The organism is Enterococcus sp. AZ009 (assembly GCF_050548785.1).
GTDB lineage: Bacteria > Bacillota > Bacilli > Lactobacillales > Enterococcaceae > Enterococcus_D > Enterococcus_D entomosocium.
This window is the reverse complement of the sequence record NZ_CP172960.1, coordinates 3,734,462-3,750,261: the sequence shown is the minus strand read 5'-3', so window position 1 is coordinate 3,750,261 and position 15,800 is coordinate 3,734,462. Positions and strand designations below refer to the sequence as shown.

Below are 15,800 nucleotides of genomic sequence, written 5' to 3'. Positions count from 1 at the left end.
GAGCAAGAACAAATGACCGTTAAACAAGCATTGAAACGACCAGAAGTGTTAGCACCAGCTGGTACGTTAGAAAAATTAAAAACAGCGATCCACTATGGCGCTGACGCTGTCTATATCGGCGGCAATGCCTATGGCCTACGGAGTCGCGCGGGAAACTTTACCTATGAAGAAATGGCGGAAGGGGTAGCTTTTGCCAAAGCCCACAACGCAAAAGTTTATGTAGCAGCCAACATGGTGACTCATGAGGGCAATCAAGAAGGTGCAGGGGAGTTCTTTCGGGAATTGCGAGATGTCGGTATTTCGGCCGTGATTGTTTCTGATCCAGCTTTGATCCAGATCTGCGCAACAGAAGCGCCGGGTCTACCGATCCATTTGTCCACCCAAGCCAGTGCCACGAACTATGAAACGTTGGAATTTTGGCGAGAAGAAGGCCTAGAACGGGTCGTCCTCGCCCGGGAAGTGTCGATGGAGGAAGTCGCTGAAATCCGCAAAAATACCAGCGTGGAGATCGAAGCCTTTATTCATGGCGCCATGTGTATTTCGTATTCTGGCCGTTGTACTTTGTCCAATCATATGTCGATGCGAGACGCTAATCGCGGCGGCTGTTCGCAATCTTGCCGTTGGAAATATGATCTGTTTGACATGCCGTTTGCAACGGAACGAAACAGTTTGACCAAGAATGGGACAGTGGAAGAAGAATTCTCCATGAGTGCCGTGGATATGTCGATGATTGAACATATCCCTGATCTGATTGAAAACGGCGTGGATAGTTTCAAAATCGAAGGCCGCATGAAATCGATCCACTATGTTTCAACCGTGGCGAACGTTTATAAAGCAGCCGTGGACAGTTACATGGCCGATCCAGAGAACTATGTCTGCAAACAAGAATGGATCGATGAACTGTGGAAAGTTGCGCAGCGCGAGCTTGCGTCAGGCTTTTACTATGATACCCCGAGTGAAAATGAGCAGTTGTTTGGTCCACGTCGGAAAATTCCACAATACAAGTTTATTGGGGAAGTCATGGCATATGATCCGGCAACGAAAACAGCTACGATCCGGCAACGGAACCACTTTTCCGTCGGCGATGAAATCGAATTTTACGGTCCCGGATTCCATCACTTTCACCAAACCGTCGAAGTCATGTATAATGAAGACGGTGAATCCATCGATCGTGCACCAAATCCTATGATGCTGCTGACGATGCCGGTCAAAGAACCGGTGGAAGTCGGAGACATGATTCGGAAGAAAAAATAAGGTCGAGAGTTTCTCTCGGCTTTTTTTGTTGAATCAATCCAGCCAAAAAGGATCGATGAGAACATAGACAATCTTAAGGAGGAAACAACAAATATGGAAACATACGACTACATAGTAATTGGCGGCGGCAGCGGCGGGATCGCCTCAGCCAATCGAGCAGGAATGCACGGCGCCAAAGTATTATTGATCGAAGGCAATGAATTAGGCGGCACCTGTGTCAATGTCGGCTGTGTGCCGAAAAAAGTCATGTGGCAAGCCAGTGAGATGTTAGAAATGATCAAGCGGGACGCAACTAGCTACGGCATTTATCCACATGTGGATAAATTTAATTTCACTGAGCTTGTGGATAACCGTGAAAAATACATTGATTTTTTACACACAGCCTATCAAAAAGGCTTAGATAGCAATAATGTAGAAGTTATCCACGGTTATGCACAGTTTGTGGATAACCACACGGTTACCGTCAATGGGGAAAACTACCATGCAGCAAACATTTTGATTGCCACCGGTGGAAAACCTAGCGCGATGAATATTCCCGGCGGTGAGTACGCCATTGACTCGAATGGTTTTTTTGCGTTGCGAGAAGCACCAAAGCGTATGGTCGTCTTAGGGGCAGGCTACATCGCAGCCGAAATCAGCGGGGTCAGCCAACAGCTGGGCAGCCAAGTGGCTTGGGCGTACCGCAAAGAGCGGCCATTACGAACCTTTGACAAGATGCTTGCGGATAATCTCGTGGAGATGTACCAAGAATCAGGAATCGAAACTTATGCAGGCTACGTTGCCTCTCGTATCATTAAAGAAGGTGACGAGTATCTCGTTCACTTTGAAAATGGCGAAACCTTGACCGGCGATTGCGTCCTTTTTGCTGGTGGTCGCGTGCCGAATACGGATAAGTTAGGTCTGGAAAACACCGATGTCCAATTGGATGAAAAAGGGTTTATCATTGTGGACAAATATCAAAATACCACAGCTGACTCGATTTTTGCAGTGGGCGATGTCATTGGAAAATTAGATTTAACCCCGGTTGCGATCGCCGCCGGTCGTCGCTTGTCTGAACGCTTGTTCAACGGTCAAAGCGATGCGTACTTGGATTATCACTTAGTGCCGACGGTCATCTTTACGCATCCACCGATTGCCACGATTGGTTTATCCGAAGAAGCAGCCTTGGCAAAATACGGCCAAGAGCAGATAAAGGTGTACCGTTCGCGCTTTACACCGATGTACTTTGCTTTAAATGAGTATCGCCAAAAATGTGAGATGAAATTGGTGTGCTTAGGAGAAGAAGAAAAAATCATCGGTCTGCACGGCATCGGGATCGGTGTCGATGAAATGTTGCAAGGCTTCGCTGTAGCCATCAAAATGGGTGCTACGAAAGCAGACTTTGATCAAACCGTTGCCATTCATCCGACGGGGTCAGAAGAATTTGTGACGATGCGTTAAAAGAAAAAAAGCCTCAACGGACAGATGATTTGTCCGTTGAGGCTTTTTTTGCGTATAAAATTCTAGCTATCAACTAAAAAGTCCCCAAAAGTAGATCAGAAATCGAACCTTGGGGGCTTATTTCAGGATGATCCCAGCTGCTGGGTTTATCCTAGATCCTTGATCAGTTCTGACGCCCAAGGATCTGAGCAGTGATCTGATAAAGATATGTTTTGGTTTCATCTTTGGTCTCAGGCAATTTCTGGATCGCTTGCAAAGCTTTTTTCGTGTAGTCGGCAGCGAGTTTCTTGGCTTCGTCAATCCCGGCGCTTTCTTGGACAATCCGATAGACTTCATGGGTATCCGCCTCAGTCATGGCAGCTTGTTTTTCCAGCAGTGGCAACAGTTGTTGGCGGTCATTTTTCAATGCCATCAACAGCGGCAAAGAATAGACGCCTTGCCGAACATCTTCCAATACTGGTTTTCCTAAGGCAGTCGCATCTTGACTGTAATCCAAGACGTCATCCATGATTTGAAAGGCAAGGCCAATGGCTTCGCCGATCTCACGGGCTTGATTGGCAAAGCGCAAGGAAGTGCCGCTTTCGTAAGCCCCGATAAAGCAGCTTAAGGCAAACAATTCAGCGGTTTTGCCGCGAATGTTTTCTAAGTAATCCTCGACGGTGACGGACAAATCGTATCGTTTGCTCATTTGCCCTAATTCGCCGGCGAGGATTTTTTCCATACTACGGGAATTCATTTGCAAGCTTTTCATGGAGCTAGCATAATCCGCCATCAATTTGAAGCAGCAGACGAAGAGGTAATCACCAGCATAGACAGCGACATCGTTGCCAAATTCGGAACGAATGGTCGGCAGCTTGCGGCGGGTGTCCGCATGATCGACGATATCGTCGTGGATCAGCGAAGCAGTGTGGAGCATCTCGATCGAAGCCGCCAATGCGACGGCTTTTTCGCGATCTTTGTCACTGCCATAAGCAGAAAAGAGCAGCTGATAAGCAGGACGCAGCAGTTTCCCACCTGAATGGATCATGGACAGGATCGCTTGTTCGACCGCTTTGTTTTTTAGTTTTAATGATTTTTCCATCAATTGCAAGGAGGCAGATAAGTCAGCTTGCAGTGCTGGATATTCTTGCCACATGGAATGAAGTTTCATAATTAACTCCTTTATTCTGAATCCGAGCGCCATTTGACTTTGGTCTGGCGTTCATAATCAATTTGAAAACGGCGCAGTGTTTCAACACGACGCAGCAAGTAGTTGGCGGCGATCCCGATAGCGATCCCGGACAAGATCCCAAAGAAAGACAGGACCGGCAAGTAGAGCATCACGCTCCAGGATTGAGCGATCCATGAGGCGGTGATCAACTGTCCGACGTTGTGCAAGAAACCGCCAGCCGCACTAATGCCGATGATACTGACACGCTTAGGCCCCAACTGTTTCACCAAAGACATCCCAAAGTAGCTCAGTAAGGAACCACTCATACTATATAAGAAGGTCGAAACCGTTCCTCCTAGTAACGTCGTTAAAATCAGTCTTAGCCAAATCAAGAGAAAACTGTCTTTTTTCGGCATGGTGAACAAAGCAATAATGGTAATTAAATTTGCCAAACCTAGTTTCGCACCAGGCGCAAAGGCAAATGGATAAGGGATCATATTTTCAACTAAACCAATCACGACCCCTTGGGCGACCAGCAGTGAGATGAAAATTATTCGTTGTAATCGACTCATAAGCAAACGATCAATAGATTAGATCGTCGGTCTCACTCCCATCTGCGGCTTGGATTTCGATCACCAATTTATGAGGTAGACAGACGATGGTTTCCCCATTTTTACTGGCCCAGCCACGGCGCACACAAATCTGGTCGCCGCAATCAGCTTCCTTGATTCGGATCCGATCGCCTTCGATCTCCAGTAAATTGGTATCCCCGTCTTCATCTTCATAAAGATAGGTGTACGTTTTTTGACCTTCAACTAAGTCAAAACGTTTGATTTCTGTCCCATCGACCCGCAAGACGGCTTCTTTGTCCGCTGTTTGCGTCTGGCCAAAAATAAAAATCGGTAAAAAAGAGCTGAGGATCAAAACAAGTATGATGACGCCATCCCATAGTTTTAAATGGGCATCGCGGATAAATTCTTTTAGTTTCATCAAAAAAGACTCCTGTTCTTTCATGTGATGTGTCTCATTCTAGCATAAGAAGACAAGATTCTACTAGCTGAATCCTCAATAATCCACCGATTTCTGTGCAAGGACGATCAAGAAAAAGTTCTGTACTTGGAAAGAGACCAAGACACTGATTGAAAATCAGAATGTCTTAGTCTCATGAAGTCGTACAGGTATTCTATTTTGCTGGCTTATTTATTGCCATATAAGGAGCGAGGGGTACCGTACCACCATTTTCCAAGGGTACGTTGCAACCATGGGATTACCCAACGATCTAAACCGACTGCGCGTCCTGAACCGTTCATCAAGGCAAACGCAACTGGAATGAACCAGATGTTTACCCAGTAGAACATACCAGACATACAGAAAGTCAACACTAAAACGATGGTCGTTGCGTTCACTAACCAAGTGAAGAGACCAGCCATCAATGCAAGAGCTAAAGCAATTTCAAAGAAGACCATGAATTTTTGGAAGAACATTGCAACGTCGTTGTTTGGCATAATAAATTGCATAACTTTTGTGAACCAGTCAGGTGATTTTTCGATCACGATCATTGGTTGTTCACCGTAAGCATAGCTCAAACCAAAGTGTGCGGCTTGTGTCGCTGCATCGGCTGCTTCACCGGCGCCACTAGCGGCACTTGCTGAATCGGCTGCTTCACTAGCACCACTTGCTGCATCAGCGACTGTTTGATATTCCCAAGTCCAAGGGAATACGCTGTTGCCTTGGAACCAAGAACCTTCACCGAACCAAGTACCAGGTTTGAAGACTTCTCCATTCGTACCTAAAATTTTCTTGAAGGCTTCAACGAACCAGACAAGACCATAGAAAATACGAAGCGGAACACTCCACAAGACGTTACCGTAACGAGACGTGTGACCGCGGGCTACTGTCCGGTCATCTTTGATGTGGAAGATTTCATGCATCAAGTATTGGAACATGTAGTAACCAGAACGAATATCAAAGAAGTATTTCAAGTTAACGATGTGTTTCATAATGATCGCTAAGAAACCGCTCAGGTGAATCTTATTGAATAAGTTCGCCACGCCCCATTTGGCACCGATCGAAACCATAAATCCTTGGTAGTTTCCTTTGAATTTATGTTTTTCGCCGCCTTTGATGGCTGAAACGATGTTCGTTGCTGCAGTGTGACCTGTTTGTTCAGCTGCTTGCACGATTTGTGGTGTTGGTGTATTCGGGAATTCTTCGAAGTAAACCAAGTCACCAATAATATAGATGTTTTTGTCTTCGTAGCCTTTTGCTTCCATGTACTCATTGGCAACTAGACGGAATCCACGAGCGGTTTCTAAACCGAAATCAGCAGCATCACTAGTTCCTTTGACACCGGCAGTCCAGATCAATGTGTGGGTTGGGATCGTTGAACCATCTTTTAGTTTGATGTGGTCAGGTGCCACTTCAACGATTGGTGCATTCAAGACAAGATCAACATTGTTTTTCTTCAAGTAGCGTTCTGCTTTGGCTGCATCGTTACGATCAAGCATGTTCAAGATCGTTGGCATTGCTTCAACGACTTTCAAGCTGATTTCACTTGGGTCCAATTTATAATCGGAAGCTAAACGATCTTTCCAATCGATCAGTTCACCGATCATTTCGATCCCGGTAAATCCAGAACCACAAACGACAAAGGTCAACATTGCTTTGCGTAATGCTGCATCTGGTTCGATCGCTGCTTTTGCGACAGTTTTTTCAATGTGTTCGCGAATACGGACAGCATCGTCAAATGACCATAAAGTAAAGCCATTTTCTTTAACGCCAGGTGTACCAAAGTCATTCGGTTCGCCACCCATCCCTAAAATCAAGTAGTCAAATGAATAGCTACCTAATTTTGTTTGGACGGTTTTATTTTCTTTATCGATCCCAGTTACTGTATCGGTTACTAAACGAACATTTTTCTTGCGTGAGAACAAGCGCTGCAAGTCGTATTGAATTGCGGTAGGTTCTACACGTCCTCCAGCGACTTCATGCAGTTCAGTCATCATCGTATGATAAGAGTGACGGTCGATCAATGTTATCTCAACATCATTGTCTTTTTTCAATTTCTTTGCCATGTACTTCGTAGCAGAAACGCCTGCATAACCGGCACCGACAACGACAATGTTTTTCTTTGCCATTGCAAATCTCTCCTTAATAAAAATAATCTATGATAATAATTACACAATCGTTCCTATTATATAGACAAATGGTTCATTTGTCTAACGATTCTGATGAAAAAAACGCATATTTCCTGAAATTCGTGAAAACTTGCGAAAATCAAAAATTAAGTCCTTTTTCCGTAAAAAAGCGGAAAGGAAGCGGTTGACATATCGTAAATTTACTTTACAATGTTAGATGTATCACAAACTTTTTTGTGGGAAAATAAACAAGTAAAAGGTGGATAATTATGAAAGCAAAGAAATTGATTGTAGGTATGGCGGTATTTTCATTCTCAGCAATGTTGTTAGGGGGTTGCGGAGCAGATGACAATAACACAGCTTCTTCGTCAACTAGTGAAAGTACATCACAAACTTCTGCAAGCGATTCAGCATCAACAGAAAGCACGGAAGCAACCATTGTTGCGGGCGAGCCAATGCAAGATGGGACGTATCGTTTAGAAGAAAAGAACTATAAAAACGACTACCGTGTCACATTTGAGATCACAGTCAAAGACGGCAAAATCGTTGAATCAAAATATGACAACGTGAATGCTGATGGCGAATCAAAAACAGAAAACACTGAATACAATGAAACGATGAAAGAAAAAGCAGGCATCAGTCCAGAAGAATTTATTCCTAAATTCAATGAAGAATTAGTTGCCGCACAAAGCCCTTCTTCAATCGAAGTAGTTTCTGGCGCGACACATTCCTTTGATTCCTTCCAAAACTATGCACAACAATTGATCCAAGCGGCGCAAGCAGGCAACACGGATACCATTGAAATCGACAACGGTGCAGACTTGCAAGACGGAACCTATACATTAGAAGAAAAGAACTACTCAAACGGTTACCGCGTGGTCTTCTCAATGACTGTGGCTGACGGCAAAATCTCTGAATCAAACTACGACTACCTAAACGAAGCCGGCGAGTCGAAAAAAGATGATACAGAATACAATGAAAACATGGAAGCAAAATCTGGTACTGGTCCAGAAGAATTCATTCCAAACTTCAATGAAGCTTTTGTTTCTGCAGTCAATGCTGAAGATGGTTCTGTGGCAGACATGGACGTCGTTTCTGGTGCAACCCACAGCTTCCACAGCTTTGTTATCTATGCACAACAATTGTTGAATGCAGCTGAAAAAGGTGACCAAACAACCATTGAAGTCGATAACTTCGTTACTGAATAATCACAACTTTTTTGAATGAAGAGGACAGCATTCGCTTTGAGTGCTGTCTTTTTTTCGTGGGCAGCAAGGTCATAAAAGCAAGTTCGTGCAAAAGGAAGCAATCTGGCGGGAAGTTTTTTTTAAAAGAACTGTTTTTTACAAAGAAGAAAAAGTTCGATTAAGGATTCCTAAAATACGTTGCGGAATCACGGAATGCCCCTTTTCATTCTGCTAAAAAAAGGCTATTATATGAAGGTTGAAGACAATAGAAAAGAGGAAAATCATGAAAAAGAAAGTAACGTTTTTTCTGATGTTTGTTTTTTTAGGCACAATGTTGGCAGCTTGTGGCAGTAATCAGGAAGCAACGACGCTGCGGGAAGAACCATATTTTCAAGAAGAATTTTTATTAGGCACTTATACTCGAATCCGCATTTATGATGAAGGCAAAGAGGACGCTATGAAGCCAGCCTTTGACCGCATCAGAGAATTAGGCGATAAAATCACCATCAACCAAGCAGGATCAGAGATCGATGAAATCAATGCGCAAGCTGGCATCAAACCAGTGAAGGTTTCGGATGATATTTATTATTTGCTAAAAGAAGCTTACGATTACAGTGTGAGATCAGATGGCGGCTTTAACATGGCCATCGGTGCCATCACCCAATTATGGCGAATCGGCTTTGATGATGCCCGCAAGCCAGAGCAATCTGAGATCGATGAAGCATTGAAACATATCAATTATGAACAAGTCGAGTTTAACGATGAAGATCAAACCGTTTATTTAAAAGACAAGGACATGATCCTTGACCTTGGGGCGATCGCTAAAGGCTATATCACGGACGAAGTCGTCAAAGTGTTGAAGGACAATGGCGTGACTTCCGCGATCGTCGATTTGGGCGGGAATGTCTATGTGTTAGGTCATAGTAACCGCGGCACAGATGAGCCATGGAATGTCGGAATCCAAGACCCGAACAAATCTCGCGGCTCGATTATCGGTAGTATCAAAGAAACCAATAAAACAGTAGTTACTTCAGGGATCTACGAACGCTACTTAGAAGTAGACGGCAAAACGTATCACCATATTTTTGATTCTGAGACTGGCTATCCTTACGATAGCGATGTAGCAAGTGTGACTGTCATCACCGACAAATCCATCGATGGTGACGGGTTGACTACGGTGGCGTTTGATAAAGGGGTCAAAGAAGGCTTGGCTTATATCGAACAGCATACCGAAAAGGGGACCGATGCGATCTTTATCACAAAAGAAGATAAAGTGTACGTTACAGACGGCATCAAAGATACCTTTGAGCTTTCAGAGGAATCAGGCTACACGATGGGTGATCGTGCTGATTTAGAATAGGAGGAGTGAAAGATGTCTCTTTCAGTGTTTTTAGAAGTAGTGGAGATCCGTACCAAAGTGGCCAGTGTCTTCCCCTTCATTATGGGTGTGTTGTTCTCGTTGGTGTATTTTCATGAATTTCATCCGTTGAATACCGCAATCTTTTTTCTGGGGATGCTGCTGTTTGATTTGACGACGACGTCCATCAACAATTATATGGATTTCAAAAAAGCCAAATCAGAAACCTACAAATACCAGCACAATGTGATCGGGCGAGAAAACATCTCAGAAGCTACTGTTCGCAATCTGATTTTTGCGATGTTGGCAGGAACCTTGTTAATTGGTCTTTACTTGTCGTTTGTCACTGGCTGGTTGCTGCTAGTGATGGGGTTGGTGGTTTGTTTTATCGGAGTCTTTTATACCTTTGGCCCCATTCCGTTATCGCGGATGCCTTTAGGCGAGGTGTTCAGCGGCGTAACGATGGGGTTAGGGATTTTTGCCATCACGATCTATATCAATACCATTGATCAAAAAGTGTTTTATCTGGCACTGGATTTTGCGAACGGGACCTTTGGCTTAGTGGGGAACCTCTGGGCCGTTTGTGCGATTGTGTTGGCATCCTTGCCATTGATTTTCACGATTGCTGACATCATGTTAGCCAATAACTTACGGGATCTGGAAGCCGATATCGAAAATCACCGCTACACACTGGTGTACTACATCGGTCGCGAAGCAGGTATCCGTCTGTTTCAAGGAATGATGCTAGCTTCCTACGCCGCTATTTTATTGGGCCTCTTGTTTGGTCTCTTCCAATGGCCGATTTTGCTCGTGTTTCTGACACTGCCGAAAATCCACCAAAATTTGAAAGAGCATCAAGCCAGCCTGCCCCACCCACGTAGTTTCGGCTATTCGATTAAGAACATGATTTTATTCAACAGCAGCTATGCCTTAGGCTTGCTTTTCTGTCTGTTGTGGCAATTGCTTTAAAAAAAAGATCGACCCGCTCTTGAAAGAGCAGGTCGATCTTTTTATGTGGGGAATGAAATAGCGCATAAAAACTGTAGAAAAGACATGATAAAAGAACGAGCATGATACTTATTATGAAAAGATGAGGCTCACTTTTTCCGCGAAATTGATCGTAGCAGTAAAGTTTGTTTGGGAGCTGCCTAGGTTGCTTTTTATTTAACCCCTCGGAATAAGCAGGTCTGTTTATGGAGTGTTTGTGTTTACGCTTGCTGTGACTGGTTATCTACGAAAGCAGCATCAATACCGTTCCAAACTGATTTCTCCAGAAGAAAGTACCTTGCGCTCCGTCGCTGTTTCCACCACTAATTCACCGGTGTTGGTAATGTCTTTGGCGATCCCTTCATAGGTCACACCTTGTTGCGTAAATTGAACGGTGCGGCCCAAAACGAAGGATTTCTGCCGATAGCGGACCATATAATTCATGTCAGGCAGTTGCGCTAACAATTGGAAGAACCGACGCCAAATTTCTTGGATCAACGCGGCCCGAGAAAAGGTTGGATACTCTTCACCAGGAAAGAGTGAGGTCGCTTTTTCCCGAATCTCTGCTGGAAACTGCTGTTGCGGAATTGAAAAACTGATGCCGATACCAATCACAACCGAAGTAATACGGCCTGTCTCAAAGTCACTGGTTGCTTCAGACAAAATACCGCAGATTTTTTTTCCATCTAAGTACAGATCGTTGACCCACTTAATGGCCGTTTCCTTCATTAGAAGGGCATCGATGGCTTCGGCAACTGCTACCGCCGCCAGAACAGTATATTGCGGCAATTCTTGAAACGCTTGGTTTGGTTTTAAAAGCAAGCTCATATAGATCCCTTGTTTTTTCGGTGAGAAAAACGGTCGTTCGAAGCGGCCATGACCGCCTGTTTGCGTTTCGGTCAAAAAAAGGGCGGGGGTTGCCAGTCCACTATCCAAAGCGGCAATCTTGGCTTCTTTCATGGTGGATTCAACAGCTTCCATGATTTGAATCGTGGGAATCATCGGCAAGGCTGCCGCAAGTGCTGCTTGATCGTAGCGATCATCCGAGACAAAGCGATAGCCGTTGGCCAAGTGTTCGAAATGATAGCCTTCTTTCTCGAGTTCTTTAATGGCTTTCCAGACTGCGGTACGAGAGATCGACAAAGCTTGGGCCAGTTTCTCTCCAGATAGCACAGTATCTTCTTTTTGTAATAAGGTCAGTATTTTTTCTTTTGTCGTCATAAGGATATCCTTCCTAATGTTTCACGTGTAACGTTTTCGTTAGCATAGCAAGAAATCGGCAAAAAGCAAAGTAGTTTCTTACGAAAAACAGTCCACACCAGCCTTGTTTTTTTCTTTAGAAAATCTTAGGAAATGGGTGCACCAGAAAAGCATTGTAACTTCCAATGAAAGCTTGACAGAGAAGTGCTTCATCTGTATAATAAGGAGTTGCAAAAACTATCTGAACGAAAAAAGCAGAAACGAAATATTGTCCGTTTCGGCTTAGGAATAAGGAAACAAAAGTAGAAAATGCCCAATGCATCCGTTCTATTTTTGGTTTTTTTTTGCCTAAAAGCCGCAAAAAATGCTTTCTGTAACCTATATTTAATATTTGTTACAGTTTTGTAAATAATCGGATAGCCTTTTTGAAAGACTTTATGAAGAGGTGAAGAGCTTGGCTGGACACGTAGTAAAATACGGAAAGCATCGCGAACGTAGAAGTTTCGCACGGATCAGTGAAGTATTAGAATTACCGAATTTGATTGAAATTCAAACCGACTCTTACCAATGGTTCCTAGATGAGGGCCTCAGAGAAATGTTTGAAGATATTTTGCCAATCGAAGGATTCAACGGTAACTTGTCCCTAGAATTTGTGGATTATGAATTGAAAGAACCAAAGTATACAGTAGAAGAAGCCCGTGCCCATGATGCAAACTATTCGGCACCATTACATGTTACTTTGCGTTTGACGAACCGTGAAACCGGGGAAATCAAATCCCAAGAAGTATTCTTTGGTGATTTCCCATTAATGACTGAACAAGGAACCTTTATCATCAACGGGGCAGAACGGGTTATCGTTTCTCAGTTGGTCCGCTCTCCGGGTGTATATTTCCATGGCAAAGTCGATAAAAACGGCAAAGAAGGCTTTGGTTCAACTGTTATCCCTAACCGCGGTGCGTGGTTAGAAATGGAAACTGATGCCAAAGATATCTCATACGTACGTATTGACCGTACCCGTAAAATTCCTTTGACGGTCTTAGTCCGTGCCCTAGGGTTTGGTTCTGATGACACGATCTTTGAAATTTTCGGCGACAGTGAATCATTACGTAACACGATCGAAAAAGACTTGCATAAAAACGCAAGCGATTCTCGTACCGAAGAAGGATTGAAAGATGTTTACGAACGTCTTCGTCCAGGCGAGCCAAAAACAGCAGACAGCTCACGCAGCTTGCTGAACGCACGTTTCTTCGATCCAAAACGTTACGACTTAGCAAATGTTGGTCGCTACAAAGTAAACAAAAAATTAGACTTGAAAACACGTCTATTGAACTTGACCTTAGCAGAAACCTTGGTTGACCCTGAAACAGGCGAGATCATTGTTGAAAAAGGCACTGTTTTGACTCACCAAGTCATGGAAACACTAGGCGCATTTATCGATAATGGCCTAAACAGTGTAACGTACTATCCATCAGAAGATGGGGTCGTTACCGAACCAATGACGGTCCAAGTCATCAAAGTCTTTTCACCAAAAGATCCAGAACAAGAAGTCAACGTGATCGGTAATGGCTATCCAGATACTGCCACACGTACCGTTCGTCCAGCAGACATCATTGCTTCAATGAGCTACTTCTTCAACTTGATGGAAGGCATCGGCAATGTCGATGACATCGACCACTTAGGAAACCGTCGGATTCGTTCTGTTGGTGAATTATTGCAAAATCAATTCCGGATCGGGCTTGCTCGGATGGAACGTGTCGTTCGTGAACGGATGTCGATCCAAGACACCGAAACCTTGACACCGCAACAATTGATCAATATTCGTCCGGTTGTCGCAAGTATCAAAGAATTCTTTGGTTCTTCTCAGTTGTCACAGTTCATGGACCAAACAAACCCACTGGGTGAGTTGACCCATAAACGTCGTCTATCTGCCTTAGGACCTGGTGGTTTGACGCGTGATCGTGCTGGCTATGAAGTCCGAGACGTTCACTATTCCCACTATGGCCGTATGTGTCCGATCGAAACGCCTGAGGGACCAAACATCGGGTTGATCAACAGCTTGGCCTCTTATGCCAAAGTCAACAAGTATGGCTTCATTGAAACACCATACCGTCGAGTTGACCGTGAAACAGGCCGTGTTACAGACAAGATCGATTACTTGACTGCCGATACCGAAGACCACTACGTTGTGGCCCAAGCAAACAGCTTGTTAAATGAAGACGGCTCTTTCGTAAACGACGTTGTTATGGCGCGTGCTACTTCTGAAAACTTGGAAGTATCGATCGATAAAGTCGACTACATGGACGTATCACCAAAACAAGTAGTCGCGGTCGCAACCGCATGTATTCCTTTCTTGGAAAACGATGACTCCAACCGTGCCTTGATGGGTGCCAACATGCAGCGGCAAGCTGTACCATTGATCAATCCGAAAGCACCTTGGGTTGGTACTGGTATGGAATACAAATCAGCACATGACTCAGGAGCTGCTTTGTTATGTAAACATGATGGGATCGTAGAATACGTGGATGCAGCCGAAGTGCGCGTTCGTCGTGACAATGGCGCATTGGACGTTTATTCTGTTACCAAATTCCGTCGTTCAAACTCAGGAACCAGCTACAACCAACGTCCATTAGTGGCACTTGGTGAAAAAGTGGAAAAAGGCGACATCTTAGCAGATGGCCCATCTATGGAACAAGGTGAAATGGCATTAGGACAAAACGTCTTAGTCGCATTCATGACTTGGGAAGGGTACAACTATGAAGATGCCATCATCATGAGCCGTCGTTTGGTGAAAGATGATGTTTACACTTCTGTCCATATTGAAGAATATGAATCAGAAGCCCGCGACACAAAATTAGGACCTGAAGAAATCACTCGCGAAATCCCGAACGTTGGGGAAGACGCGTTGAAAGACCTAGACGAAATGGGCATTATCCGCATTGGTGCGGAAGTCAAAGATGGCGATCTGCTTGTTGGGAAAGTCACTCCAAAAGGGGTAACGGAACTTTCAGCAGAAGAGCGTTTGTTGCACGCAATCTTTGGTGAAAAAGCCCGTGAAGTGCGTGACACATCTCTACGCGTGCCTCACGGCGGCGGCGGAATCGTCCACGATGTCAAAATCTTTACCCGCGAAGCTGGCGATGAATTGTCACCAGGTGTGAACATGCTGGTTCGCGTTTATATCGTTCAAAAACGGAAAATCCATGAAGGGGATAAAATGGCCGGACGTCACGGAAACAAAGGGGTCGTTTCTCGCATTATGCCAGAAGAAGACATGCCTTTCTTACCAGATGGCACACCAGTCGATATCATGCTGAACCCATTAGGGGTACCTTCTCGGATGAACATTGGACAAGTATTAGAGTTACACTTAGGAATGGCTGCGCGTCAATTAGGCATTCACGTGGCAACACCAGTCTTTGATGGTGCCAGCGATGAAGATGTTTGGGCAACGGTTGCTGAAGCAGGAATGGCCAGCGATGCCAAAACAGTGCTTTACGACGGACGTACCGGCGAACCATTTGATGGCCGCATCTCCGTTGGTGTCATGTACATGATCAAATTGGCCCACATGGTCGATGATAAATTGCATGCCCGTTCCATTGGACCTTACTCATTGGTTACGCAACAACCATTGGGAGGAAAAGCCCAATTTGGTGGACAACGTTTCGGAGAGATGGAAGTTTGGGCACTGGAAGCATACGGTGCTGCTTACACCTTACAAGAAATCTTGACCTACAAATCAGATGACGTGGTTGGTCGTGTGAAAACATACGAAGCGATCGTCAAAGGGGAACCAATTCCAAAACCAGGTGTACCAGAATCATTCCGCGTATTAGTAAAAGAATTGCAATCACTGGGTCTAGACATGCGTGTCCTAGATATCGATGATGCAGAGATCGAACTGCGTGATATGGATGATGACGATGATGATTTGATCACCGTTGATGCCTTAACAAAATTTGCGGAGCAACAAACAGCCCGTGAATTAGAACAAAAAGCACAAACAGAAGCTAAAAATGCCGCCGACGCGTTGAACCAACAAATCGAGACAGCAGAAGATCGCTTGCAATAATAGACGGCCCTCGCTA

Annotated in this window: 11 protein-coding genes; 6 read left to right on the top strand and 5 right to left on the bottom strand. The window is 44.5% G+C overall.

The genetic code is table 11. The annotated features are described in order from the left end of the window. Window positions 1-12: 12 nt before the first annotated feature. Together IGJ74_RS17685 and gor are read left to right on the top strand one after the other, a co-directional pair. Window positions 13-1,254 (top strand): peptidase U32 family protein, encoded by a 1,242-nt coding sequence (locus IGJ74_RS17685; RefSeq protein WP_008381725.1) that lies wholly within the window; start codon window positions 13-15, stop codon window positions 1,252-1,254. 93 nt (window positions 1,255-1,347) lie between these two features. Next, entirely contained in the window at window positions 1,348-2,694 is a 1,347-nt protein-coding gene (gor, locus tag IGJ74_RS17680; RefSeq protein WP_005230323.1) for a glutathione-disulfide reductase, read from the top strand. Window positions 2,695-2,857: 163 nt separating this feature from the next. Here the strand turns inward: gor and IGJ74_RS17675 are convergent, their stop codons facing one another. The 4 genes from IGJ74_RS17675 to IGJ74_RS17660 all read right to left on the bottom strand — a co-directional run bounded on the left by IGJ74_RS17675 (window position 2,858) and on the right by IGJ74_RS17660 (window position 6,981). After that, complete coding sequence (locus IGJ74_RS17675; RefSeq protein WP_087664450.1) at window positions 2,858-3,844, bottom strand: polyprenyl synthetase family protein; 987 nt, start codon at window positions 3,842-3,844, stop codon at window positions 2,858-2,860. A gap of 11 nt (window positions 3,845-3,855) precedes the next feature. Further along, the gene (locus tag IGJ74_RS17670) at window positions 3,856-4,416 is read right to left on the bottom strand and encodes a Gx transporter family protein (RefSeq protein WP_005232987.1); all 561 of its coding nucleotides are present in this window, start codon (window positions 4,414-4,416) and stop codon (window positions 3,856-3,858) included. Window positions 4,417-4,426: 10 nt separating this feature from the next. Continuing rightward, window positions 4,427-4,834, bottom strand: coding sequence for a NusG domain II-containing protein (locus IGJ74_RS17665; RefSeq protein ID WP_087664451.1), 408 nt, complete (start codon window positions 4,832-4,834; stop codon window positions 4,427-4,429). Between the two features lie 206 nt (window positions 4,835-5,040). Beyond that, a complete protein-coding gene (locus tag IGJ74_RS17660; protein ID WP_218193379.1) occupies window positions 5,041-6,981 on the bottom strand; it encodes an NAD(P)/FAD-dependent oxidoreductase in 1,941 nt (646 codons plus the stop codon). Between the two features lie 269 nt (window positions 6,982-7,250). Here IGJ74_RS17660 and pplA point away from each other — a divergent pair, with 269 nt between their 5' ends. The 3 genes from pplA (at window position 7,251) to menA (ending at window position 10,494) form a co-directional block, all read left to right on the top strand. After that, window positions 7,251-8,189: an extracellular electron transfer flavoprotein PplA gene (gene pplA / locus IGJ74_RS17655; protein WP_061053492.1), complete on the top strand. Its 939-nt coding sequence runs from the start codon at window positions 7,251-7,253 to the stop codon at window positions 8,187-8,189. A 262-nt stretch (window positions 8,190-8,451) separates the two neighbouring features. Beyond that, entirely contained in the window at window positions 8,452-9,528 is a 1,077-nt protein-coding gene (locus IGJ74_RS17650; RefSeq protein WP_086332804.1) for an FAD:protein FMN transferase, read from the top strand. 12 nt (window positions 9,529-9,540) lie between these two features. After that, window positions 9,541-10,494 (top strand): 1,4-dihydroxy-2-naphthoate polyprenyltransferase, encoded by a 954-nt coding sequence (gene menA, locus IGJ74_RS17645; RefSeq protein WP_008381742.1) that lies wholly within the window; start codon window positions 9,541-9,543, stop codon window positions 10,492-10,494. Between the two features lie 276 nt (window positions 10,495-10,770). Here the strand turns inward: menA and IGJ74_RS17640 are convergent, their stop codons facing one another. Then, on the bottom strand, window positions 10,771-11,733 hold the full coding sequence (locus IGJ74_RS17640; RefSeq protein ID WP_087664452.1) for a biotin--[acetyl-CoA-carboxylase] ligase: 963 nt from the start codon (window positions 11,731-11,733) through the stop codon (window positions 10,771-10,773). Window positions 11,734-12,166: 433 nt separating this feature from the next. Between IGJ74_RS17640 and rpoB the strand changes: the two genes are divergently transcribed. Next, on the top strand, window positions 12,167-15,784 hold the full coding sequence (gene rpoB / locus IGJ74_RS17635) for a DNA-directed RNA polymerase subunit beta (protein WP_008381746.1): 3,618 nt from the start codon (window positions 12,167-12,169) through the stop codon (window positions 15,782-15,784). Window positions 15,785-15,800: the final 16 nt, after the last annotated feature.

What these genes read in the sequence shown, in the direction of transcription:
- IGJ74_RS17685 (WP_008381725.1), top strand. Translation starts at nt 13, where the DNA reads ATGACCGTTAAACAAGCATTGAAACGACCAGAAGTGTTAGCACCAGCT.
- gor (WP_005230323.1), top strand. Translation starts at nt 1,348, where the DNA reads ATGGAAACATACGACTACATAGTAATTGGCGGCGGCAGCGGCGGGATC.
- IGJ74_RS17675 (WP_087664450.1), bottom strand. Translation starts at nt 3,844, where the DNA reads ATGAAACTTCATTCCATGTGGCAAGAATATCCAGCACTGCAAGCTGAC.
- IGJ74_RS17670 (WP_005232987.1), bottom strand. Translation starts at nt 4,416, where the DNA reads ATGAGTCGATTACAACGAATAATTTTCATCTCACTGCTGGTCGCCCAA.
- IGJ74_RS17665 (WP_087664451.1), bottom strand. Translation starts at nt 4,834, where the DNA reads ATGAAACTAAAAGAATTTATCCGCGATGCCCATTTAAAACTATGGGAT.
- IGJ74_RS17660 (WP_218193379.1), bottom strand. Translation starts at nt 6,981, where the DNA reads ATGGCAAAGAAAAACATTGTCGTTGTCGGTGCCGGTTATGCAGGCGTT.
- pplA (WP_061053492.1), top strand. Translation starts at nt 7,251, where the DNA reads ATGAAAGCAAAGAAATTGATTGTAGGTATGGCGGTATTTTCATTCTCA.
- IGJ74_RS17650 (WP_086332804.1), top strand. Translation starts at nt 8,452, where the DNA reads ATGAAAAAGAAAGTAACGTTTTTTCTGATGTTTGTTTTTTTAGGCACA.
- menA (WP_008381742.1), top strand. Translation starts at nt 9,541, where the DNA reads ATGTCTCTTTCAGTGTTTTTAGAAGTAGTGGAGATCCGTACCAAAGTG.
- IGJ74_RS17640 (WP_087664452.1), bottom strand. Translation starts at nt 11,733, where the DNA reads ATGACGACAAAAGAAAAAATACTGACCTTATTACAAAAAGAAGATACT.